This is a genomic window from Anaerobranca gottschalkii DSM 13577 (assembly GCF_900111575.1).
Lineage (GTDB): Bacteria > Bacillota > Proteinivoracia > Proteinivoracales > Proteinivoracaceae > Anaerobranca > Anaerobranca gottschalkii.
On the sequence record NZ_FOIF01000002.1, the window covers coordinates 38,551 to 62,732 of the forward strand.

The window sequence follows — 24,182 nt, forward strand, 5'->3', positions numbered from 1 at the left end:
GGGGTGTATTTAAATGATAATACCGATTCTGGTAATTGGTGGTATAGGTGTTGTTTTTGGTACTATGCTAGCCATTGCCTCAGTAATATTTGCTGTAGAAGTAGATCCTAGGGTAGATGCAATAAATGAAATTTTACCTGGAGCTAACTGTGGTGCTTGTGGTTACCCTGGATGTGGAGGTTTTGCTGAAGCTGTTGTAGGAGGTAAAGCCCCTATTACTGGCTGTCCTGTAGGGAGACAGAAAACTGCAGATAAAATTGCAGAGATTATGGGAATAGAAGCTAAAAGTTCTACTCAAGATACCAAAATGGTCGCAAGAGTAATTTGTAATGGTACTAGTGAAGTAGCTAAAGAGAAATTTATTTATGATGGAGTTAAAGACTGTGTATCTGCAATGCTAATTGATGGTGGTTCAAAAGCATGTAAGTACGGTTGTTTAGGTTTAGCTACTTGTGTAAGGGAGTGCCCCTTTGATGCAATAACAATGGGAGAAAATGGTATCCCTGTTATTGACGAAGAAATTTGTACTAGTTGTCAAAAATGTGTTATTGCTTGTCCAAAGGATGTAATCCGTATGGTTCCCCAAGGAAGTCAGGTTCATGTGTTATGTAACTCAATAGACAAAGGTGCTAGTACTATGAAAGTGTGTAAAGTGGGCTGTATTGGTTGTAGGAAATGTGCAAAGGTTTGCCCAGAACAATGCATAACTGTAGAAAACAACCTTGCAGTTATCGATAATTTCAAATGTACTGCCTGTGAGAAGTGTATAGGGGAGTGCCCAACTAACGCTATTAAGAAAGTACAATAGTTTTAAAAGCGCCTGTTAATCCTATACAGGCGCTTTAAACTGAATGGATTTTGGAAAATTTTGAAACTGACATTTACTATTATTCAGTTGTATAATGGAGTTACATTCCAGATATAAAGGAGGAGTTTTTTTGACTAGATTAAAAGGTAAAACTCCATTGATTTTATTTTTAATTTTGTTTGCTTTTTGGATTATAGTAGCTGAGACTGTGGAAATACAACATTTATTAGTAGGGATAGTGGTAGCTTATTTAGTAGAGATATTTAATAGGGATTTTTTAAAGGATTTTCATTTTTACGGTAAAAAAAATTTTATAATACAAATTATAACTCTAATCCATATTACAATAATTCTTATTAAGGACATGATTATTGCTAATATTCAAGTTGCAAAGATCGTCCTTTCTCCCAAAATGCCAATAAGTCCCGGAATTGTAACTTTTAAAACAAAATTAAAATCACCATTAGCAAGGACTTTGCTAGCAAATTCTATTACTTTAACCCCTGGAACATTAACCATTGATGTGGATGAAGATATTTTTGTCGTTCATTATCTAACTGAACAAAACGCTGTAGATGTTCAAAACTGGGCAGTAAAATCAAAAATGCTTTATCTGGATGGTGAAAAGGATGGATAATTTATTTATAGGGACAGCCATCGCTTTGATGATTTTAGTTTTTCTTTGCTTGTATCGGGCGATTATAGGACCAAGGACAATAGACAGAGTTGTATCCATAAATATTATAGGAACAAAGGCTTTAATTGTTCTTTCCCTTATTTCCTTTGTTTTTAATGAGACCTTTTATTTAGATGTAGCTGTTGTTTATGCTTTAATTAGTTTTATCATGACAATAGGTGTATCAAAGTATATTGATACTGAAAATATAGATTAGGGGGTGCCAAAATTGTCCTTTATGTCGATAATTATTGCTGTATTATTATTTTTCAGTGTTTTTTTCTTTTCCGTTGGCACCATCGGGTTATTGCGATTGCCCGATACTTATACTAGGATGCATGCCACAACTAAAGGTGATACTTTAGGGGCAGGTTTAGCATTGTTAGCTCTAGCTTTATATAATCTCGATAAACCATTTGTTGCTGCTAAACTTTTAATTATCATAGTATTTGTCTGGATAACTAATCCTACCGCTGCCCATATAATTGCCAGGGCTCAATACAAAAAAGACTTTCTCGAAAAAACCCAAGGGAAGGGGGATTAGTTATGGAGGTATTACACTTTTTGTTATTAACTTTTCTTGTAGTTTGTGCTATAGCTGTATCTAGAATTAAGGATTTGCTTGGTGCAGTTATAATTTTTGCTGCCTACAGCTTAATAATGGCTATTATTTGGCAACAATTAAATGCTCCGGATATCGCCCTTACAGAAGCTGCGATGGGAGCAGGTGTTACCACCTTGTTGATGATGGTTGTTATCAGTAAAACTAGGAGGAGAGAAGAAAAATGAGAGTTATAATTTCTACTATCTCCCTTTTAGTTATAGGTATAATTTTATTGATGATGGTGGCTGAAATGCCGGAATTTGGTTCTCCTTCAAATCCGTCAAATAACATAGTAAGCCAAAGGTTTACTGAAGAAGTTGTTGAAGATACTAATGTCAAAAATATCGTATCGGCAATAATAACTGATTATAGGGCTTATGATACTATAGGTGAAACAACTGTCCTTTTTACCGGAATTGCCGCCGTCCTTACAGTTTTAGGTGCCCACATAAAAGCTGGGCAAAACAAAGGAAGTGAAGAAAATGAATAAAAATAGTGTTGTTTTACAGACCGTTGTTAAAATAATTATACCCTTTATTCAAGTTTACGGAATATTTATCATTCTCAATGGTCACCTATCCCCTGGTGGCGGGTTTGCTGGAGGGACAATTTTAGGTAGTAGTTTAATCTTATATTCTTTAGCTTATGGTGTTAAAAAAGGGATTGAACGTTTCCCGAGAAATAATGCAAAAATTTTAGAAAGTACCGGTGGTTTAATTTTTATCTTAATTGGTTTACTAGGAATTGTTAAAGGAGGCAATTTTTTATCTAATAATTTATTCTCTTCTTTAGGTAGCTTTGGTAAACTATTTAGTGGAGGCATTATTCCTGTAGTAACTTTAGCCATCGGTATTAAAGTTGCAAGTACAATTGTAACACTTTTCTATCACCTGTTAGAGGAGAAGAAAATATGATGGAATTTATTAGGGCTTTAATTACCAATTATTACTATTTTGTTTCGATATTGTTATTCCTTATTGGATTTCATACTATGCTTACCCATTCAAATCTTATCAAAAAAGTTATTGGAATGAATATTATGGAAACATCAATTTTCCTGTTTTTTGTTGCAATAGGTTATGTTGATGGAAAAAATGCGCCAATTTTAAATGAAAAGGCAGTAGGCTATATTAACCCTTTGCCATCGGCACTAATTTTGACTGGTTTAGTGGTAGGAGTAAGTTTAACAGCTTTTTCATTAAGTTTAATTGTTAAACTCTATAAATATTATGGTACTTTAGATGCCGATGAGATTATGAGGATAAGGAGTCAAGAAGAATGATACACATACCTATTATAATGATTGTATTATGCTTGTTATCTGCCTTTTTAATACCTTTAATCAGTAAGTTTAAACCTGGAATAATCAGTCCGATGATTAGACTAACCCTTTTATTTAATACTATAGGTACATTTTTACTTTTTAAATATATAAATGATCATGGCCCCTTTGAATATTACTTAGGGGGGTGGCAACCTCCATGGGGGATTGCTATAACAATTGATTATTTATCATTATTTATGGTACTTGTAATAAACATAATCTCTTTTTTAATTGTAATCTATGCCGATGCTGATATATGCCATGAAATTGGAAATGATAATTGTCCGTGGTTTTACACTCTATTTATACTATTAGTGGGAGCAATGATTGCTTTAGCATTATCTAATGATATATTTAATATTTTTGTCTTCACTGAAATAACAACTATTACAGCATGTGGTATAATAGTAGTAAAACCCCACAAAATGTGTGTTGAAGCAGCTTTTAAATATTTAATATTGAGCACCTTAGGCTCTGGGCTAATTTTGTTAGGTATCGCCCTTTTATATATGGTAACTGGCCATTTTAACTTAAACTTTATAGCAGGGGAATTGACTTATGCAATCAATTTATATCCATTAAATATTATAGTATCTTTGGCCCTGTTTATTGTTGGTTTTGGAATAAAATCAGCTTTATTTCCCTTACATGTCTGGTTACCTGATGCCCATTCATCAGCTCCATCACCCTCTAGTGCTATTTTATCGGGGGTTGTAGTTAAAATCTATGCAATAGTTTTATTGCGAATAATCTACAAAGTTTACGGTATCGGAATCTTTACCCAAATTCCTATTCCGGAGATAATTTTAGCAATGGCTACTTTAGCAATTTTTGCTGGCTCATTATTTGCTATAGCCCAAGAAGATATAAAAAGGATGTTAGCTTTTTCCTCAGTAGCACAAATTGGTTATATATTTTTAGGAATTGCATTGTTAAACTTAAATAGTGTATCTGGAGGGATTCTTCATATCGCTAACCATGCAATGATGAAATCACTATTGTTTTTATCAGCAGGGGCAATTATCTATAAAACTGGGGTAAGGAAAATTAGTCAATTAGAGGGTATGGGTTTTAAAATGCCGATAACGATGATGTTATTTAGTATAGGGGCATTATCTATGGTAGGTATTCCTGGTTTCAATGGTTTTATTAGTAAATATTACCTGGTAATTGGAGCACTAGATGCCCATAAACCCTTTTACGCTTTAGTGATAATTATCAGTAGCTTATTAAATGCAGTTTATTACTTACCTATTGTATTAAAGGCTTTCTTTGGGCAAAAAGGGGATGTTTCTTTAGGTAATGATGGTTTACCAAAAAGGATGTTAGTGCCTATGCTTGTTCTAGGAGCTGCATGTATTATATTTGGACTAATACCAGGCAATTTATTTAACCTTGTTCAAAGGGCAGCAGAGATTTTATTATCAGTAAATTAAATACGGGGGGCTTAATATGAGGGATCAAATCATTAACTTTTTACCTGTTTGGGCGGTTTTATTACCAATATTATCAACAATACCCTTATTTATAATAGAGCAAAAGTCTCCTAAACTAAGGGATTTGTTTGCTGTAGTAATTTCTACCTTGACCTTTTTACTAGTGTTAGCGATGTATCCTGCAATTAATAGTGGACAAGTTATCTATTTAGAATATCCTAGGATTTTCCCGCCCTTTGGAATATCCTTTAGGGTTGACTTTTTAGGCTATGTTTTAGCGCTAATTTCATCTTTTGTTTGGCTCCTATGTGTAATCTATTCTAAAGAATATATGTGCAAGGAACATAGCTGTAATAGATTCTATCCCTTTTTACTTTTAAGTCTCGGTGGATGTTTAGGGGTAGTCCTAACCGGTGATTTATTTAGTCTATTCTTGTTTTTTGAACTAATGTCTTTAGCATCATATGTCCTAGTAGTTCATGAGGAATCCCCTGCAGCGATGAGGGCAGGCTATAAATATTTAATGTTAACATTAGTGGGAGGCTTATCGTTATTTTTCGGTATTGTTATAACTTTTGAGGTGTTAGGAACTGTAAGTTTCAATGATACTGTGATGTTTGAGGTTGCTAATGGATTAGCCTTTACTGCATTTTTGTCATATTTAATAGGGTTTGGTATGAAAATGGGAATTTTTCCCCTACATGTTTGGCTGCCAGATGCCCATCCAGTAGCACCGTCTCCAGCTAGTGCTTTACTTTCGGGAATTATGTTAAAGACAGGGGCCTATGGTTTATTAAGGGTTATTTACCAAATATTTGGTCCTAATTTATTGATGGAAGCAAATTGGCATAAAATTCTACTAGTCCTAGCCGGTCTAACAATATTTTTAGGTTCAGCAGTAGCCATTGCTCAAACAGATTTAAAAAGAAGGTTAGCCTATTCAAGTATTGGGCAGATGGGCTATATACTTCTAGGCATGTCTTTACTGACTGAAAATGCTTTAATCGGCGATATTTTCCACATTCTTTCCCATGCTATGATGAAAGCCACACTATTTTTAGCGGCAGGAATTATAATTTTTAAAACTGGGAAAAAGAAAATTGCTGATTTAAAGGGTATAGGTTATGAAATGCCAATTACGATGATTTGTTTTACTATAGCTGCTTTAGCAATGATAGGAATACCGCCTTTTAATGGCTATGTAAGTAAATTATTACTTTCTATCGGTGCTTTAGATGCAGGGTATTCTTTTTATGTATTATTATTAATAATTAGTAGCTTGATGAACGGGGTATATTACCTACCTATAATTATAGCTGCATTTTTCGGTAAAGAAATTGATGGTGCTAAAATTAAGGTGCCCCTTTTTAAAGAAGCTGCCCCTGCTATGCTGTTTCCGATAGTAATATTAGCAGCTTTTTGTTTGATTTTTGGTCTGTTTCCTAAAAATTTAGCTTTAGAACTTTCTGAATTAGCAGCAAAACTATTATTAGGAAGGGGATAGAAATGGAACTATTCTCAAAGGGTATGGGGGCTGAACTCATACCGTTTCTAATCGTGATTTTACCAATACTTGGGGCTTTTTTAACTTTTATCTTTAGGAAAAATTCTATAATGAGAGATCTAATGGCTGTTTCTATAACAGTGGTAATTTGGTTATTATCTTTAATGTTAATACCAGCTTTGAAAAATGGTGCAATCCGATTAATTTTAAATGATTTTTTAGTAATTGGTTTAACTTTTAAAATTGATTACTTTAGTTTAGTATTTCTTAACCTTTTTACCCTTGTTTGGATGTTAGCTACCATTTATGCAACTAATTATATGGCATTTGAACACCGTCAAACCCGTTTTTTTGTATTTTTGTTATTGACATATACTGGCTCTTTAGGGGTAGTTGCAGCTGGTGATTTCTTTACTTTGTTTCTATTTTTTGAGTTAATGGCTTTTTGTTCCTATGTACTAGTAATTCATGAAGAAAGCGAAAAAGCGATGAAAGCTGGTCACTTATATCTTTTCTTAGGGGTAATAGGCGGGTTGGCTTTGTTATTAGCGATAATATTCCAGTATAACCATACAGGAAGTATGGCTTTCAATAGCTTGTTACCTTTATTTGAAGGGGATAGTGGAAAATTATTTACAATTCTTTTATTGTATACATTGGGATTTGGTTTAAAAGCTGGGATGGCACCCCTTCACATTTGGCTGCCTCAAGCCCATCCTATTGCCCCATCACCAGCTAGTGCCCTATTATCAGGTATTATGATAAAAACTGGTGCTTACGGATTAATTAGGGTATTTGCATCAACCTTTAGTTATACATCTGAAATATCTACCTTTTATAGTGAAACAATTGGACAATATGGATATTGGTTGATTTGGGCTGGAATAATTACTATGTTTATAGGTGCTTTTTTAGCCTTATTTCAACAAGGTGCTAAAAATATCTTGGCATATTCAAGTGTTAGCCAAATAGGCTATATAATTATGGGGATAGGTTGTGCCGCTTACCTTGGCAGTTATGGTGCCATGGCTATGTCTGGGGTTATTTATCACACTATCAACCACGCTTTGTTTAAAGGGGCATTATTTTTAACAGTAGGAGCAATATATATTTATACCCATGACTTAGATATAACAAGGGTTAGGGGGTTAGCCAGTAAATATCCCTTTTTAATGATAGTATTCTTGGTATCAGCCTTTGGTATAGCTGGGGTTCCTGGTTTTAATGGATATCCTAGCAAGTCTATTCTTCACCATGCTATAGTAGAAGCCTATGAATATAATGGTTTAATAAGTTTATGGTGGGCAGAAAAGATTTTTACCTTAACCAGTGCTCTCACAATATGTTATTTTATTAAATTGTTCCGGGGTCTGTTTTTGGGAGAGATGCCAAAGAAATTTAAAGAACTACCGGATACACCACTAGTGATGAAATCAGTATTAACGGTTTTCGCCACATTAATGTTGTTTATTGGGATTTTTCCCCATGTACCATTAAAAGGTATTGTACTAAAAGGAGTAAGTGTATTTTCATATCAACCTTATTCTGTTGCTTATGTAGAAAAGCTTAATGTCTTTAACAGCCATGATTTGTTGGCAATAGGGATTACCTTTTTTATAGCTGGTGTTATTTATTTCACCTTTGAAAAGTTTAATCTATATAATCTACAATTTCCTCAGTGGTTAAGTGTTGAAAAGATGTTCTATATGCCAATAGCAAAAGGTTTTATGTTTATTTGTCTAGGGCCTTCAGTAGTATTAGATCAAACTGTGAATAAAATGTACCATGGAACAGGACAAGCATCTATGGATGTATTTAAGCATATAGGTGAGATTGAAAACTCAATAGATAAAGCCTATTCTAAAGCTGGAACTATTTCGACATCTATCTCTGAAGATGCTCCAGATAAAAAATGCGTTAATAATCAACGGACTTTTTGGGAGAAATTATCTGTTAATCCTGAGTGGAATTTAAAAAATCTTAACTTTGATAGTATTATAGTAGTTTGTTTATTTACAATTCTCTTAGTAATTCTTGTATTTTTTAGCAAAGGACTATTATAATATGATATAATTTAAGGGATGGCTTTTGCCATCTCAAAATTTTATCCAAAACTATCTTTAAAGGAGGATATCCCCATGCAAGTAGTTTCTGTTTCAATAAGTGAAAAAAAAGGTATGAAAAAGACGCCGATAAATAAAGCTAAACTAATAGAAGGATTTGGTATAGAAGGAGATGCCCATGGAGGAAAATGGCATAGACAAGTAAGTCTATTAGCTGAAGAAAGCATTAATAAAATGAAAGACTTAGGGTTAGATGTCGATTATGGAAGTTTTGCAGAAAATATAACTACTAGTGGAATAGAGTTAAATTCCTTGCCGATAGGTACCCTTTTAAAAATTGGAGAAGAAGCTTTGCTATCTGTAAGTCAAATCGGTAAAGAATGTCATACCAGATGTGCTATCTATCATCAAGCAGGGGATTGCGTAATGCCTAGAGAAGGAATTTTCGCTTATGTTTTAAAGGGTGGAGAAATTAAAGCTGGTGATAAAATAGAAATACTCGAAAATTATACTGCAGCTGTTCTTACAATAAGTGACAAAGGCTCTAAGGGTGAAAGGGTTGATACTGCCGGACCTAAAATTCAAACTTTACTAGCAGGTTTAGGAATAACGACAATAGAGTCCGCTATTGTACCTGATGATTACAAAGATATTCAAAGTATTTTAAGAGACTGGATAGAAGTTGAAATAAATTTAATCATTACAACTGGAGGAACAGGTATTTCCCCAAGGGATATAACACCAGAAGCAACACAACCTTTAATTGAAAAACCCATTCCAGGTATAATGGAAGCTATAAGGTATAAAAGTGGGAAAATTACCAGTAGAGCTTATTTAACCCGGGGAATAGCAGGAGTTGCTAAAAAATCACTAATAATTAACTTGCCGGGAAGTGAAAAGGCAGTTACAGAAAGTTTAGAAGTAATTTCTGAGTTTTTAATCCATGGTTTAGAAACTCTCACTGGAAAGAGTAAAGATTGTGGTAGAAAATAACTAGCTTAGATTTTTAAATTGATTTAAGAAGGTGTTTAATATGAGAAAAAATTTAATAATACTACTTATAATAATTTCAACTGTTATAACAGGGTGTAACTTTGGAAAAAGGGAAAATCTTACTGAGTATCAAACCATTCGAAGAAGTTTTTTCACTATGGACACTATTTTAGATATAGTTGTTCAGGTAGAGGATGAAAACCAGGGAAAGGATGCAATAGAAAAGGCTTATGCTGAAATACAAAGGCTGGAAAATATATTAAGTGCTACAATCCCTACCAGTGAAATAACTGCTATAAATAAAAATGCTGGTATAGGACCAGTTAAAGTAAGTCCTGAAACCTTTTATCTTCTAGAGAAAGGGATTGAATTTGGAGAATTAACGGAGGGGAAGTTTGATATAACTATTGCTCCATTACTTAAATTATATGATTGGAAAGAAGGAAGAAAACATAGGGAGCTACCCCCTTCTGAAAAAATTGCCCAGGCTATGGAACTAGTAAACTATCAGGCTATTCAGTTAGATAAGGAAAATATGAAGGTTTATTTACCTATAAAGGGAATGGAAATAGATCTAGGAGGAATAGCTAAAGGTTATATAGTTGATAGGGCAGTGGAAACCTTAAAAGAACATGGAATAAAATACGGGTATGTCAATGGCGGAGGAGATATTCGCTTTTTAGGTACTAAATATGATGGCACTCCGTGGAGGATAGGAGTAACAAATCCAAGGGGTCAAGGTAATATTGCCGTTGTGGAAATCAAAGATGGTGCTATCGTTACCTCTGGTGATTATGAACGGTACTACTTTACAAAAGATGGACAAAGGGTTCACCATATTATTGATCCCGACACAGGGGTTTCTGCAACCTATGCACAAAGTGTAACAGTTTACGCTTCTAATGCCACATTAGCTGATATATTATCAACTGCCCTTTTTATGTTTCCAGCCGATGAAGGGTTAGAAATAGCTAAAAAATTAAATGTAGAGGTCTTAATAATTTCTTCCGATGGAGAAATCTACATGACCCCTATAATAAAGGAGATGACAAAAATTAATTAAGGAGTAAGGTGTAATGAAAAAGTGGGACTTTATTATAATTGTTGTGGTAGCAGTCTTAGCATTAACAATAGGGACAATTTACTATCTTAATAGAGATTCTTCTACAGAAAATGCAATGATAATTATTGAAGTAAATGGAGTAGAAGTGGGAAGAGAACCTTTATACTCTCCTGGTAGAGATAAAGTAGTTATATACAAAGGGCCAGTAGGTGAAACGAAAGTTCAATTTTTTGAAGTTGGGGCAAGGGTGTTGACTTCAGATTGTCCTGATAAAATTTGTATTTTATTTGGTATAATGAATAGGTCTGGTCAAAGCAATGCTTGTTTACCTAATAGGGTGGTTTTTCGGATTGAAGGAGGTAATAAAGACACCGATATTAATATACGTTAGGGTGGGGAGTAATGCGTAGATCTAATATTTTAAAATTAGTTTATAAAATGGTATATATAGGTATTTTAATTTCCATGGCAACAGTAGTTCATGCTGTGGAACGACTTTTACCTTTATTGCCAAGTCCTGTCCCTGGTGCAAAACTTGGATTAGCAAATATTTTTACTCTAGTTACTTTAAATCTTTTTGGATTTATTGAGGGTTTTTACGTAGCTGTGCTTAGGACTTTTTTAGCAGCTTTAATTACAGGGAATTTTGGCATAACTTTTATCCTCAGTTTATCTGGAGCTGTTTTAAGTACAATAATTATGGGATTGATGGTTAAATTTTTGAAGAAATATATCAGTAATATGGGGATAAGTATAGTAGGCGCGATTTTCCATAATATTGGACAATTATTAGCAGCTAGTTTATTTTTAGATAGTTTTTTTGTTTTTTCTTATTTACCTTATCTTTTGCTATTTGCTATTCCTACAGGGATTTTTGTAGGACTTTGTACTAATTTTATTTTGAGGGTTTTAAACAAAAATATCCAAATCAACTAAGTACGGGGCAGGAATTTTAAAAAATAAGTGGAATACTAATAATATACCTAAGGTAGGTGGATATAATGAAGAAAACTTTAGATCCATGGATACTGATAATTTTTATTGTCATTGGAGCTTTATTAGGTAATGTAATAGGTAATATCTTTGACTTGGAAATCTTTAAAATTTCAAAAAATGTAGGATTATATCCAACAACTTTAGATTTAGCTGTTTTAACTATCAATTTTGGTTTTCTTGTTAGTTTAAATTTAGCTAGTGTAATAGGAATATTTTTATCAATTATTTTTTATAAGAAATTTGTCCAATAGGTGATATATAATGTTAATTTTGGCTTCTAAATCTCCAAGAAGACAAGAACTATTGAATTTAATAGGTGTAGAGTTTACAGTTAAAGCTAGTAATATTAATGAAGAAGGAGTTTTAGCAACTACTTCTTCTGAATTAGCTGTAAGCTTAGCAACATTGAAGGGATTAGAAGTTTCGAGAAAATATCCTAATCCCGTCCTTGCAGCGGATACAGTGGTAGAAATTGAAGGAGAATTTTTAGGTAAGCCCCAAGATGAAAACCAAGCTATAGAAATGTTAAGAAAACTATCTGGCAGATATCACAATGTAGTAACTGGAGTAGTAATTTGTCAAAGGGGGCAAATTTTAGATTCCTTTTCAGAGTTAACAAAGGTTTATTTCAAAAAGTTAACAGAGGAAGAAATTAACTGGTACGTAAAGACCAAAGATCCCTTTGATAAAGCAGGAGGGTATGGTATCCAAACTCAAGGTGGTATTTTTGTTGAAAAAATTGAAGGTTGTTATTTTAACGTAGTTGGACTTCCCCTTGCAAAGACTGCAAATTCATTGAGGAAATTAGGTTTATACAAGTTGAAAGTTAACTAGGAGGTAAATATGAAAAAATTTAGGGACTTACCTATAACAGAAAAACCTAGGGAAAAACTTGTAAGATTCGGAACGGAAAATTTATCAGATTCCGAATTACTAGCCATTTTACTTAGAACTGGGACAAAAGATAAAACTGTTTTACAATTAGCCCAGGATATAATTAGGGAATATGGCTTAAAAGGCCTAGCTCAAATGGATATAGCAGACATTAGGAAAATACCTGGAATTGGTTTAGCCAAGGCCACTGAAATAAAAGCAGTTTTTGAAATAGCGGCCAGAATTCAAGGGAAAAGTATAAGTAGTAAGAAACAAATTTCATGCCCTAAAGATATTGTAGAGATAATGATCAATAAATTACAATATTTAAAACAAGAACATTTTTATATAGTTTTATTAAATACCAAAAATGTTATTATTTCTTATGAAGAAGTATCTAAAGGTGGTTTGAATATAGCTAGTATTTATCCTAGGGAAGTATTTAATAAGGCTATTAAAAACAGTGCTGCAAGGATAATTCTTGTCCACAATCATCCAAGTGGTGATCCCACCCCAAGCTTGGAAGATATCAATCTTACGAAACGCCTTATAGATGCAGGGAAATTGATGGGAATAAAAGTTTTAGATCATATTATAGTAGGACAAGAAGATTATATTAGTTTAAAAGAAGAAGGGTATTTTGATGATTAAGGGGTGATGAGTGGTAAATACAAAAAATTCCTCTTTAAATTTTGATAAATAGTAGTAAAATATATAGATAGACTAGAGATTGAAAGGAGAAAAAAACGGGATGAAAATTGCAGATTATTTTTCTAGTGATATTGGAATAGATTTAGGAACAGCTAATACTAATGTATTTGTTAAGGGTAAAGGTATAGTACTTAGAGAACCTTCGGTGGTTGCTATCCAAAAAGGTCGAGATAAAGAAAAAGTTTTAGCAGTTGGTTCAGCAGCTAAGAAAATGATAGGAAGGACACCGGGTAATATCGTAGCAATTAGGCCAATGAAAGATGGGGTAATTGCAGATTTCGATGTGACCCAGGAAATGTTAAGATATTTTATCAGTCAAGCATATAAAAGAAATATTTTTAAAAGAAAACCAAGGGTTGTTGTTTGTGTACCTTCTGGTGTCACTGCTGTAGAGGAGAGGGCAGTAAGGGAAGCTACTTTGTCTGCAGGGGCAAGGGAAGCCCATATTGTAGAGGAACCTATGGCTGCTGCTATTGGTGCCGGTCTACCGGTAGAAGAACCTACAGGCAGTATGGTTGTGGATATTGGTGGTGGAACTACAGATGTAGCTATCATATCTCTAGGGGGAATAGTAACCCATAGATCAATTAGAATAGGTGGAGACGAGCTAGATGAAGCTATTATCCACTATATAAAGAGAAATTATAACTTAATGATTGGGGACAGAACCGCTGAAGAAATTAAAATTTCTATTGGTTCTGCATATTTAGATGATGATAATACTGTAATGGAAATTAAAGGTAGGGATTTGGTAACAGGTTTACCTAAAGTACAGGCAATAACTACAAAAGAAATTAATCATGCAATGAAAGAACCTATTAATGCTATTATTGAAGCTATAAAAATAACTTTAGAGAAAACTCCACCTGAATTGGCAGCAGATATTATGGATAGAGGTATAATGATGACAGGGGGAGGAGCTCTATTAAGGGGATTAGATAGATTAATCGCTGAAGAGACAGGAATGCCTGTGGTGGTAGCGGAAAATGCTTTAGATAGTGTAGTATTAGGGGCAGGAAAAGTATTAGATAATTTAGATCTACTCAATCGAATTGCCTTAGCAAATAAGTCTGGGAAGTAAGCTTTTTGGGAAAGGGGGAGGACAATGCTAAATATTCAAACACATTTTAAAAAAATCTTTAACCTAGTGATAATTTTTATAGTTTTAAGTTTACTGATGAGTTGGACAACTAATGATAGACAAAAAGTTTCTATTATTGAAAGAGCCGTCCATCAGCTAGTTCTTCCCTTCCAAAAAGCTTTTACTATATCCACAAATTTTTTGAGGGACACATACAAGTCAGTGGTAGATGTTCGTAATGTCTATCTTGAAAACAAGAGATTAAAAGAAGAATTGGCCTATTATCAAGGGATTGAGCATCAACTCAATGAAGCCCGCTTAGCTAACAGAAGATTAACTCAACTCCTTGAATTTAAAGAAAGTACAGATATGACATTACTTCCAGCTATGGTTATAGGTCGAAGTCCTAATACTTGGTATTCATCTATAACTATTTCTAAAGGGGAAAAACACAATGTAGAAGTTGGTATGCCTGTGGTTACGAATAAAGGTTTAGTAGGGCGGATTATTGAAGTAGGACCTACAACTTCAAAAGTTAAATTAATAATTAGTCCTGATAATGCCGTAACTTCCTTTGTTCAAAGGACAAGGGATATAGGATTGGTAAGGGTTAGTCAAGAAAATCCTCAGCTTTTGGAAATCTCAAGGTTGGCGTATAATGTGGATATACAAGTTGGTGACACTATTATGACTTCAGGCTTGACAGGGAACTATCCTAATGGCATAGTAGTTGGAGAAGTTATTAAAATATATAACATTAATGATCAAACAACTGCTTTAATAAAACCTAGTGTTGATTTTGAAAGATTAGAAGAAGTTTTTATCATAACTAAATATGATAGAATTGAAATTGATGAGGAGTTATTAGAAGGAGAGGAGTAAAATGGGCGGTATCATTTCAGTTATTTTAATACTTATAATGGTTACTGCCCAAAGTAGCTTTTTTCCAGTAATATCTTTAGATGGAGCAGTACCAGATTTAGCTTTAATTTTTCTGGTACTTTTATCTTTAAAGAAACCTAAATTTTCCACTTATTTATTAGCTGCTTGGGCAGGACTTTTACAAGATGTTATATTTTATCCTGTGTTAGGGGTGTCAATAGGAGCGAAACTATTTGTATGTTTTGTATTGATTAATTTTGTTAAACCCCAGTTTAAAGATAGTATTTATCATGTAATAGCATTGAGTATATTAGCCTTTTTTGTCCATGAGATAACAATTTATACTTTTTTTTCAATGCTCAATATTTCTCAAAATAATTTGTTTTGGTACTTAAGTAATATGGCACCTTATCTAATTTATAACTTAATTATGGTTATTTTATTATATAAACCCTTAAATAAGTTTATAGAAAACAATAATTTTTGGGGCTAAAGGGAGGAGGAGTAATATGGCAAAACCAAATGAAACTAGAATTAATAGTATTATGTATCTTTCGGTACTCATTGTTGCCATCTTAGTTCTCCGTTTAGTATTGCTTCAGGTCTTTCTATGGGAAAATCATTTGGCAATGGCGCAAAGGAATATGAGCCGTTTAGTTCCTATTCCTGCTCCTAGGGGGATGATACTAGATCGAAATGGGGAGATTATTGCTAGAAATCGCTATAGATATGAATTAGCCCTTAGAACTGATCCTAAAAAAAATTGGGAAGAGACTTATAATAATTTAGTAGAATATTTTCTTTCAAAAGATATTTGGGATGAGGAACAGGTTGAAAAAAATTATGACATCCTTGCAAGGAATAGAAGATATCAAGATCCTGTCGTTATAGAAAGGGATTTAGATCCCAAAATAATGTTTGAATTAGAAGAAAATAGGTGGTTATACCCCCATATGGAAATAATTCAAAGGCCTATCCGTTATTATGAAGAAAGTACTTTTTTCCCACAACTCATGTTAGGAATGTTAGAAGGGGGAGCGCCTAGGGAAAATTCATTAGAGGCCAGATGGGATGAATTTTTAAGGGGTAGAGATGGCTATGAGTTATGGACTGTTAATGTCAATAATGTTCCTATTGGAAATGAGCCAATTTATATAGAACCAGCGACACCTGGTAACAATGTAGTTTTAACTATTGATGCAGATCTTCAAAGATATGTTCAAAAGGTACTAACAGAAGCCATTGAAGAAAATAAGAGGAGGCAGTTATCAAGGGGACAAAACCCAGCAAGACATGGGGCAGCTTTAGTAGTTGATGTCCGTACAGGGGATATTTTAGCAGTTGCCAGTTATCCAGAAGTTGATATAAATGATTTACACAGTACTAAATTGAGGGATTATTTTCAGGAACTAGATAATAACTATAATAAAAAGTTCCCTGTATCTGCCCATCAAAGTACAAGATATTTTGAATTTCCACCTTTTAGGGCATCTTTTGGTATTGGCTCTACTGCTAAAATCCTCAGTAGTATAATTGCATTAGAAGAAGGTATTATTACCCCAAATCAGAGATATAATGATACAGGTAGGTATTCACCTAAAGATTCGCCAGAAACGGTAGTTTCAAATCATCGCAACAGTGTTCATGGTATGGTCAATTTAAAAGAGTCTTTTCAAGTATCATTAAACACTTATTTTGTTTGGATGCTGGATCAGTTACCTGGAAATATTCGGGAAAGGGAAAGGTTAATTAGAACATACACCGACGCCTTTGGACTTACTTTAGAAACTGGTCTAACAGATGTAAACGATTCTATTGCTAATCAAATAGGGAGACTATTTGATGAAAGGGATAGAGGGGGAGGAGGTCCTGGAAATCTCGACCCTAGCAGATTTCCTTTAGGTGCCCAGGCCCACATCAATGTTTCCCCATTACACATGGCTAACCTAGTGTCTATAGTAGCTAATAAAGGATATCACTATAAACCAAGGTTAGTTAAACAAATAGAAGATCAACAAGGCAACATTATAAAAAAGTTCGAACCTGAAATCTATAGGACTGTTCCTAAGGATTTAGTTTCAGATAAAACTTATGAAATAATGCATGAAATAATGAATGCTGTAACTAAGTATGGTCCAAGAACAGGTACCAGTGCCTCGGCATTTAGTGGCTTTCCTATTGAAGTAGCAGCTAAAACAGGAACATCCCATGTTCAAAGTAAAGGAGACCATTCTTGGTGGGTTGGCTTTGCTCCTTTAGATAAACCAGAAATAGCAGTGGTTGTCTTTATTGAACATGCAGACATGCATGGTATTGTAGGCCCAACAGCCAGGAAGATAATGGATAAATATTTTGGGTTAATTAAAGAGTAATATAAAATTCTTAAAAAAGTCCCTTTTTTTAGGGACTTTTTTCCTGTCTTGCAGGAATTAGATTATTTATGCCGAATAATTTCATGTAAACTTTTTTCAGAAGGTGATAAAATAGATGAAGAATAAAACATTCCATGTGAGAGGGACTAGAAAATGTATAGAGATTTATGTAAAAGCCGAGAATTTAGAGTTATTTTTATCTGAATTCCAAAACTATATTGAGGAAAATAAAGCTTTCTTTAAAAGTGGTAATTTTCAAATCATAGGGATCGATGAAGGTAGTAATCATCATATAATTAACCAATTAAAGGAATTAGAAATCAAATATAGTATTAATATTTCAGTTGTATCCCAGCAAAAACTTGACCCTAATATGCTGTGGTCAAGGAACTTAACCAATTATCACCTCAAGACAATTAGATCAGGTCAAAGTATTACTTATGACGGTGATGTGGTGATTATTGGTGATGTTAACAGTGGTGGAGAAATAATAGCTACTGGTAATATTACTATTACAGGTACCCTTAGAGGAAAAGCCCATTGTGGCTTTCCCGATAATCAAAATTGTTTTATAATAGCTAATAAAATGATCAATACACAAATAAGAATTGGTGAAAAAATCGGATCTGTAGGAAATCCATCCCTTTTCCAAAGGGATGGTAAAATAGCTTTTATAAAAGATGGTGAAATCAAAATTGTAAATATTAGTGAATGGCAAAGGAGAGGAGAATAGTCATGGGAAAAACTATTGTAATTACTTCAGGTAAAGGTGGAGTAGGTAAAACTACTACAACAGCTAATATTGGTGCAGCTTTAGCTATGCTAAATAAAAGGGTTGTTTTGATCGATGCAGATATTGGTTTGAGAAATTTAGATATGATTTTAGGTTTAGAAAACAGGATAGTGTATGACATAGTAGAAGTAGCTGAAGGGAAAGCAGACTTAAAAAAAGCTTTAATTAAAGATAAAAAGTTTAATGATAACTTATATTTACTTCCTGCTTCACAAACTAGGGACAAATCTGCCCTATCACCCCAACAAATGGTAGATATATGCAGCCAGTTAAAAGAAGAATTTGATTATGTATTAATAGACTGCCCAGCAGGAATTGAACAAGGTTTTATTAATGCTATAGCTGCAGCAGAACAGGCAATAATTGTAACTAATCCTGAACTGTCTTCTGTAAGGGATGCTGATAGGGTTGTTGGTTTATTGGAAAGCCAAGGGTTTGATAAACCATTGTTAATAGTTAATCGTGTAAGACCTAATATGGTTAAAAAAGGGGATATGCTTGATATTGTTGATGTTGTCGAGGTTTTAGCCATTGAATTACTAGGTTTTGTTCCTGAAGAAGATAAAATAATTTCTTCTACTAATAGGGGAGTTCCAGTTGTACTAGATCATACATCTAGGGCAGCTACGGCATTTAAAAATATTGCCCAAAGAATAAATGGTGTTAAGGTACCTTTAATGCCCTTTGAAGATGATGGGTTAATAAAAAAGATGTTCAAAAAAATAGGGATGTTTAAATAAGGGGGTATATCATGGTTTTTTTTAACAGGGAATCTATTAATAGCCAGTCAAAGGAAATAGCAAAGGATAGGTTAAAGTTTGTTTTGATTCATGATAGGTCAAGGATTAACCCAGAAATAATTAGTAAGATTAAAGAAGAAATGCTACAAGTAATAAGTAAGTATTTAGATGTTGATATGGAAAGTTGTGAAATTAACCTAAAAAATGAAAAAAGGGAAACTATTTTAGAAGCAAATATACCCATTTCAAAAAAGAATTAAATGTAATATAATATATAAATGTGAGAAAGGAGGGAGAAGCTTTGATTGATAAGAAAAATTTTGCCAATTTTGATTTTCCGTTGTTGATTGTTACTATATTCCTTTCTATTATTGGAATTTTTGCAGTATATCAAGCTTCAAACTCCCATTACCTCAAAATGCAAAGCCTTTGGTTTATAATTGGTTTAGGCGTTATGGCTGTAGTAATTTACTTTGACTATAAAGATTTCAAAAGTATAATTTATTTAATTTACGGTGCTAACATTTTGTTATTATTATCAGTTATGTTTTTTGGTAAAGCAAGTTTAGGAGCACAGCGTTGGATACAAATAGGAGCCTTTAGATTACAGCCATCAGAATTTGCTAAAGTAGCAATTATTATTACCTTAAGTTATTTAATGTCTAGAGAAGAGTTGCAGATCAATTCTTTATTAGATTTGATAAGACCTGGAATTCACGTAGCAGTACCAATGGTGTTAATTTTTCTTCAGCCAGACTTAGGTACTTCATTGGTTTTTATAGCAATAATGGCAGGCATGTTGTTTGTAGCGGGATTAAAGTGGAGGCATATTGTATTATTAGGGATACTTGGGGTATTAACTTCAATTTTCGCTTATTATAAAGTATTAGAAGAATATCAAATTAATAGATTAATTGCCTTTACTGATCCATTTAAATATTATCACACCATTGGTTTTCAAATCGTTCAATCTTTAATAGCCATTGGTTCAGGGGGGATTTGGGGTAACTGGTTTACTGGTAGTAACCCCCGATATGACAGAATTATCCCCTATGACATAACTGACCATGGTTTTGTTCCTGAACCCCATACAGATTTCATTTTCTCCGTGATAGGGGAAAAGTTTGGTTTAATAGGAACGACTATAGTACTAATGTTATTTTTATTTATGATTTATCGAATTCTTCAAATTGCATTGACGGCTTCCGATGAATTTGGTACTTTTATTTGTGTAGGTGTAGCTTCAATGTTAGCATTTCAAATTTTGGTTAATGTGGGAATGACCTTGTCTATTATGCCTGTTACCGGATTACCATTACCTTTTATATCTTATGGAGGTAGTAACTTTTTATCTAACTGTATTGCCATTGGTTTAGTATTAAATGTAGCCCTTCGCAGGGAAAGAGATACAATCTTTTAACACTAAAAGCAGTAGCTAAACAAAGCTACTGCTTTTGGTATTTTTTTATTATTTTTTAATATAAATTATTAGAGAAGGAGGGGGAGGAAAATGGAATCTCAATTAAAAAGAAAATTAGAGATGAGATTAAGGGAAAGAAGTTTAAAATATAATTTTGAAAAAGATGAAGAGGACGGGATGTTTACTAGTATTTTAGGTTCTAGTTTTTGTTGGTTACTATGTATAGCTATAGGATTATTTATTTATATGAATAGCTTTTTATATAATGATTTTTCACAGTGGCTTATTTCTAAAATTACAGTTTACATAGATGGCAGTAAAGATATAAATTTATATGATAGTATTGTCAGTTGGTTAAGTAATTTTAAAAATAATTGATATTAAGGACGGAATTGATTAAAATGTATATCGGTAGATTAGCAGGTATCAATCTTAAACTGAATAATTTATTTTTAGTGATGATAATTTGTATGGGTTTATTAGGAATGTTAGTAGATAGTTTATTAATCTTCTTAGTAGTAATTGTACATGAAATCGGCCACGTAATAGTAGCTAAAAAACTTAATTATGATGTAGAAAGTATTGAACTGTTACCCATTGGGGGTGTAGCTAAAATTTATGAGGGGGATTATAATAAAAGCTCAGATGAATGGTTTATAGCCTTATCAGGGCCTATAAATAACATTTTATTTGTTATAGTTTTGTTATTTATCCCCGGAAGTGATAGGTTAATTAAATATAACTTGACATTGTTTATGTTTAATCTCTTACCTGCTTTTCCCCTTGATGGTGGTAGATTGTTAAAAGCTAAATTAGCAAAAAAACGCTCAATGGTAGAAGCTAAAAAACTTGCATCAATAGTAGGGATTATAATTGGTTTAACTATTTTGTCTATGGCTTATTTTTACTATTATATCAAGGCTGATTTTTTGTATTTATCTATCCTTGGCTTTTTTTTGATTATATCTGCTATAAAAGAGTATAAATCAGCGAAATTTTTACCTATACGTATGGGTATTGGGAAAGAAGAAAAGATTATTGATATTGTAGAAGGAAAGATTTTGATTTGTTCTTTGAGGGTAAAAATTAACGAAATAATAAAGCATCTCGAAACCGATAGGGGGATATTAATCTGTATAATTGATGAAAAAGGTGAAGTTGTAGATTTAATAACAGATAAAAAAGTCTTACAAGTTTATAATAAAGGTTTAGGTAACCTAACATTAAAACAGCTACTCTTAGAGTATTAGCTGTATTTTTTTGTAATACTAAAAGAGATGATATTTGCATTATTATGTAAATATGGTAATATGATAAGGAAGAAATTTTGGGAGGAACTGAAATGCAGCACAACCTTTATAAAGAAATATTACATAAAGTAGAAAAACCATCAAGATACACAGGTAATGAGTGGAATATTATCAAAAAAGATCTGGATAAAGTTGATGTCTCTATGTTATTAGCCTTTCCAGATGTATATGAAGTTGCTATGTCCCACTTAGGTTTTAAAATTTTATACCACATTGTAAATTCCAGGGAAGAATTTGCTGCAGAAAGGGTAAATGCCCCTTGGTTAGACTTTGAGGAACAATTAAGGGAAAATGATCTACCCTTATGTTCTTTAGAAAGTCAGCAACCAATAAATAAATTTGATGTTATAGGATTTACCTTACAATATGAAATGAGTTATACTAATATTTTAAATATCCTTGATTTAGGGAAAATCCCAGTATTAGCTGACGAAAGAACTGATAAAGACCCTATTATTGTAGCAGGAGGTCCTTGTGCCTTTAACCCTGAACCATTATATAACATTATTGATGTATTTATTATTGGAGAAGGAGAAGAAGTAATACTTGAATTTTTAGATGCAGTTAGAAAGTGGAAGAAAAGAGGGGGCAGTAAAGAAGAACTTTTTCAGGAGTTAGTCCAGATACCTGGAATATATATTCCTAAATTTTATGAAGTGAAGTACGATGAATCAGGGAAGTATCTAGGGACTTTTCCTATTTCAGAGAAGTACCCTAAAGTAATTACTAAACGATACATTAAAGATATATCTATGGCTGATTTTCCTAAAAGCATGCTAGTTCCATTTATGGAAATAGTACACGACAGGATTATGCTGGAAATATGTAGAGGTTGTAGTAGAGGTTGTAGATTTTGTCAGGCAGGAATGTTATATAGACCTGTACGGGAAAAAAATTTACAATCACTAATTGAACAAGCAGAACATTTAGTAAAAAGTACAGGATATGGAGAAATATCTTTAAGTTCTTTAAGTAGTGCAGATTATTCTGAAATTCAAAGGTTGACTAAAGAATTATTAGATAAGTATAAAGACCAAAGTATTAGTGTATCTTTACCTTCTTTAAGGGTAGATTCATTTTCTATTGAATTAGCTCAAATGGTTCAACAGGTCCGAAAAACTGGATTAACCTTTGCGCCGGAAGCTGGGACCCAAAGATTAAGGGATGTAATCAATAAAAATGTGACAGAAGAAAATCTCATTAAAGCTGTGGAAGATGCTTTTAAAGCTGGATGGAATAGAGTAAAGTTGTATTTTATGATTGGGTTACCTACAGAAACATATGAAGATTTAGATGGAATTGTAGACTTAGCAAATAAAGTAGTAAAAGCTTATAAACAACACGGAAAAAATCTTAGTCGTTTTTCAGTAACTGTAAGTACATCTTCCTTTGTACCTAAGCCCCATACTCCTTTTCAATGGTTTCCTCAATTAAGTAAAGAGGAGTTAATTAATAGACAAAACTATTTAAAAGAGAAACTGCGTTCTAAATATATAAATTATAATTGGCATGAAGTAGATATCAGTTATCTGGAAGGAGTTTTTGCTAAAGGGGATAGACAATTAAGTCATGTTTTATATAGAGCTTGGCAAAAGGGATGTAAAATGGATGGCTGGAATGATCATTTTAAACTTGAAAAGTGGATGGAAGCATTTGAAGAATCAGGGATAAATCCAGATAACTATGTTTATGGAGAAATTAATTTAGATTCTCCTTTACCATGGGACCATATATCTTCAGGTGTAAATAAAAAATATTTGGCAATGGAATATAAAAAGGCATTGGAAGGTAAGTTGACTGAAGATTGTTCTTTTAGTGCCTGTGGTGGTTGTGGAGTATGCCATAATTTACACTATGATATACAAAAAGTAAGGAGAGGTTCTAATGTATAAATACTGGATTAAATATCAAAAAGGTGAAGAAGTTCGCTTTATATCCCATTTAGACCTTTTACGGGCTTTTGAAAGAACCTCTAGAAGAGCTGGCGTACCAATAGCTTATTCTCAGGGATATAATCCCCATCCTAAATTAAGTTTTGCTACTCCCTTATCTGTAGGAATAGTATCCTACGGGGATTATTTGGAAATAGAGTTGACAAAAGACCTAGAAACAGATGAGATAATTAATAAAATGAATGCTAATCTTCCTCAAGGAATCAAGCTTTTAGATGGGAAAAAACTAACTAAAAAGGTTCCAACATTAGGGGCATTGGTAGAAGCGGCAGAGTATAAAGTAAAGGTTAAATCATTAGAATTAGAAGGGAAAATCAAAGAACTTTTAAATAGTGAAAATATCTATATCCAAAGAACTAGTAAAAAAGGAATTAAAATGGTAGATATATTGCCATTAATTTTAAAACTAGAATATAAAGATGATGTACTTTCTATGTTATTGACTACAAGTAGCACCGCTAACGTAAAACCTAAGGAAGTTTTATCAATCTTAAATATAGATAATCCTAATATTGATAAAATAGAGACATATTGTTCTAAGGGGGATAAATTAGTTACACCTTTACAATGGTTAAATTAGG

General features: G+C 33.0%; 30 protein-coding genes. All 30 read left to right on the plus strand.

Annotation, left to right across the window (positions count from 1 at the left end):
* Positions 1-13: 13 nt before the first annotated feature.
* The 30 genes from BMX60_RS01045 to BMX60_RS01190 all read left to right on the plus strand — a co-directional run bounded on the left by BMX60_RS01045 (position 14) and on the right by BMX60_RS01190 (position 24,181).
* The gene (locus BMX60_RS01045; protein ID WP_091348090.1) at positions 14-808 is read left to right on the plus strand and encodes an RnfABCDGE type electron transport complex subunit B; all 795 of its coding nucleotides are present in this window, start codon (positions 14-16) and stop codon (positions 806-808) included.
* A gap of 130 nt (positions 809-938) precedes the next feature.
* Positions 939-1,445 carry a Na+/H+ antiporter subunit E gene (locus BMX60_RS01050; protein WP_177159633.1) on the plus strand — a complete coding sequence of 169 codons (507 nt, stop codon included), beginning with the start codon at positions 939-941 and terminating at the stop codon, positions 1,443-1,445.
* Complete coding sequence (locus tag BMX60_RS01055; RefSeq protein ID WP_091348096.1) at positions 1,438-1,701, plus strand: MrpF/PhaF family protein; 264 nt, start codon at positions 1,438-1,440, stop codon at positions 1,699-1,701. The genes BMX60_RS01050 and BMX60_RS01055 overlap by 8 nt, the downstream gene beginning before the upstream one ends.
* A 21-nt stretch (positions 1,702-1,722) precedes the next feature.
* Positions 1,723-2,028: a monovalent cation/H(+) antiporter subunit G gene (gene mnhG, locus BMX60_RS01060; RefSeq protein ID WP_177159646.1), complete on the plus strand. Its 306-nt coding sequence runs from the start codon at positions 1,723-1,725 to the stop codon at positions 2,026-2,028.
* Between the two features lie 2 nt (positions 2,029-2,030).
* Positions 2,031-2,273, plus strand: a complete 243-nt coding sequence (locus BMX60_RS01065) for a hydrogenase subunit MbhD domain-containing protein (protein ID WP_091348100.1) — start codon at positions 2,031-2,033, stop codon at positions 2,271-2,273.
* Complete coding sequence (mbhE, locus tag BMX60_RS01070) at positions 2,270-2,578, plus strand: hydrogen gas-evolving membrane-bound hydrogenase subunit E (RefSeq protein ID WP_091348103.1); 309 nt, start codon at positions 2,270-2,272, stop codon at positions 2,576-2,578. Before BMX60_RS01065 ends, mbhE begins: the two co-directional genes overlap by 4 nt.
* Positions 2,571-3,002: an MnhB domain-containing protein gene (locus BMX60_RS01075; RefSeq protein ID WP_091348105.1), complete on the plus strand. Its 432-nt coding sequence runs from the start codon at positions 2,571-2,573 to the stop codon at positions 3,000-3,002. The genes mbhE and BMX60_RS01075 overlap by 8 nt, the downstream gene beginning before the upstream one ends.
* Entirely contained in the window at positions 2,999-3,370 is a 372-nt protein-coding gene (locus tag BMX60_RS01080; protein ID WP_341422604.1) for a cation:proton antiporter subunit C, read from the plus strand. The genes BMX60_RS01075 and BMX60_RS01080 overlap by 4 nt, the downstream gene beginning before the upstream one ends.
* Positions 3,367-4,848, plus strand: a complete 1,482-nt coding sequence (locus BMX60_RS01085; protein ID WP_091348106.1) for a complex I subunit 5 family protein — start codon at positions 3,367-3,369, stop codon at positions 4,846-4,848. Before BMX60_RS01080 ends, BMX60_RS01085 begins: the two co-directional genes overlap by 4 nt.
* Positions 4,849-4,864: 16 nt before the next feature.
* Positions 4,865-6,352: a complex I subunit 5 family protein gene (locus BMX60_RS01090; RefSeq protein WP_091348109.1), complete on the plus strand. Its 1,488-nt coding sequence runs from the start codon at positions 4,865-4,867 to the stop codon at positions 6,350-6,352.
* A 2-nt stretch (positions 6,353-6,354) separates the two neighbouring features.
* Complete coding sequence (locus BMX60_RS01095; protein WP_091348110.1) at positions 6,355-8,415, plus strand: complex I subunit 5 family protein; 2,061 nt, start codon at positions 6,355-6,357, stop codon at positions 8,413-8,415.
* Between the two features lie 75 nt (positions 8,416-8,490).
* Positions 8,491-9,408 carry an MOSC domain-containing protein gene (locus BMX60_RS01100; protein WP_091348113.1) on the plus strand — a complete coding sequence of 306 codons (918 nt, stop codon included), beginning with the start codon at positions 8,491-8,493 and terminating at the stop codon, positions 9,406-9,408.
* A 40-nt stretch (positions 9,409-9,448) separates the two neighbouring features.
* Positions 9,449-10,471 (plus strand): FAD:protein FMN transferase, encoded by a 1,023-nt coding sequence (locus BMX60_RS01105; RefSeq protein WP_091348115.1) that lies wholly within the window; start codon positions 9,449-9,451, stop codon positions 10,469-10,471.
* Positions 10,472-10,484: 13 nt separating this feature from the next.
* Positions 10,485-10,862 carry a NusG domain II-containing protein gene (locus tag BMX60_RS01110; RefSeq protein WP_091348118.1) on the plus strand — a complete coding sequence of 126 codons (378 nt, stop codon included), beginning with the start codon at positions 10,485-10,487 and terminating at the stop codon, positions 10,860-10,862.
* An 11-nt stretch (positions 10,863-10,873) separates the two neighbouring features.
* Positions 10,874-11,407, plus strand: coding sequence for a Gx transporter family protein (locus BMX60_RS01115; RefSeq protein WP_091348119.1), 534 nt, complete (start codon positions 10,874-10,876; stop codon positions 11,405-11,407).
* A gap of 65 nt (positions 11,408-11,472) precedes the next feature.
* On the plus strand, positions 11,473-11,718 hold the full coding sequence (locus BMX60_RS01120; RefSeq protein ID WP_091348122.1) for a DUF4321 domain-containing protein: 246 nt from the start codon (positions 11,473-11,475) through the stop codon (positions 11,716-11,718).
* A 10-nt stretch (positions 11,719-11,728) separates the two neighbouring features.
* Complete coding sequence (locus BMX60_RS01125; RefSeq protein WP_091348124.1) at positions 11,729-12,301, plus strand: Maf family protein; 573 nt, start codon at positions 11,729-11,731, stop codon at positions 12,299-12,301.
* A gap of 9 nt (positions 12,302-12,310) precedes the next feature.
* Entirely contained in the window at positions 12,311-12,991 is a 681-nt protein-coding gene (gene radC / locus BMX60_RS01130; protein WP_091348126.1) for a RadC family protein, read from the plus strand.
* Between the two features lie 100 nt (positions 12,992-13,091).
* Positions 13,092-14,132: a rod shape-determining protein gene (locus BMX60_RS01135; protein WP_091348128.1), complete on the plus strand. Its 1,041-nt coding sequence runs from the start codon at positions 13,092-13,094 to the stop codon at positions 14,130-14,132.
* A 24-nt stretch (positions 14,133-14,156) separates the two neighbouring features.
* On the plus strand, positions 14,157-15,014 hold the full coding sequence (gene mreC / locus BMX60_RS01140) for a rod shape-determining protein MreC (protein ID WP_091348131.1): 858 nt from the start codon (positions 14,157-14,159) through the stop codon (positions 15,012-15,014).
* A 1-nt stretch (position 15,015) separates the two neighbouring features.
* The gene (mreD, locus tag BMX60_RS01145) at positions 15,016-15,507 is read left to right on the plus strand and encodes a rod shape-determining protein MreD (protein WP_091348134.1); all 492 of its coding nucleotides are present in this window, start codon (positions 15,016-15,018) and stop codon (positions 15,505-15,507) included.
* 16 nt (positions 15,508-15,523) lie between these two features.
* Complete coding sequence (locus BMX60_RS01150) at positions 15,524-17,386, plus strand: peptidoglycan D,D-transpeptidase FtsI family protein (protein ID WP_091348137.1); 1,863 nt, start codon at positions 15,524-15,526, stop codon at positions 17,384-17,386.
* 115 nt (positions 17,387-17,501) lie between these two features.
* The gene (locus tag BMX60_RS01155; RefSeq protein WP_091348139.1) at positions 17,502-18,119 is read left to right on the plus strand and encodes a septum site-determining protein MinC; all 618 of its coding nucleotides are present in this window, start codon (positions 17,502-17,504) and stop codon (positions 18,117-18,119) included.
* Positions 18,120-18,121: 2 nt separating this feature from the next.
* Entirely contained in the window at positions 18,122-18,919 is a 798-nt protein-coding gene (gene minD / locus BMX60_RS01160) for a septum site-determining protein MinD (protein ID WP_091348141.1), read from the plus strand.
* Positions 18,920-18,930: 11 nt separating this feature from the next.
* On the plus strand, positions 18,931-19,179 hold the full coding sequence (gene minE / locus BMX60_RS01165; protein WP_091348144.1) for a cell division topological specificity factor MinE: 249 nt from the start codon (positions 18,931-18,933) through the stop codon (positions 19,177-19,179).
* 41 nt (positions 19,180-19,220) lie between these two features.
* Positions 19,221-20,339 carry a rod shape-determining protein RodA gene (rodA, locus tag BMX60_RS01170; RefSeq protein ID WP_091348147.1) on the plus strand — a complete coding sequence of 373 codons (1,119 nt, stop codon included), beginning with the start codon at positions 19,221-19,223 and terminating at the stop codon, positions 20,337-20,339.
* A gap of 90 nt (positions 20,340-20,429) precedes the next feature.
* Complete coding sequence (locus BMX60_RS01175; RefSeq protein WP_091348150.1) at positions 20,430-20,717, plus strand: hypothetical protein; 288 nt, start codon at positions 20,430-20,432, stop codon at positions 20,715-20,717.
* A gap of 23 nt (positions 20,718-20,740) precedes the next feature.
* Positions 20,741-21,589, plus strand: a complete 849-nt coding sequence (locus tag BMX60_RS01180; RefSeq protein ID WP_091348153.1) for a M50 family metallopeptidase — start codon at positions 20,741-20,743, stop codon at positions 21,587-21,589.
* Positions 21,590-21,681: 92 nt separating this feature from the next.
* A complete protein-coding gene (locus BMX60_RS01185; protein WP_091348155.1) occupies positions 21,682-23,541 on the plus strand; it encodes a TIGR03960 family B12-binding radical SAM protein in 1,860 nt (619 codons plus the stop codon).
* A complete protein-coding gene (locus BMX60_RS01190; protein WP_091348158.1) occupies positions 23,534-24,181 on the plus strand; it encodes a TIGR03936 family radical SAM-associated protein in 648 nt (215 codons plus the stop codon). Before BMX60_RS01185 ends, BMX60_RS01190 begins: the two co-directional genes overlap by 8 nt.
* Position 24,182: the final 1 nt, after the last annotated feature.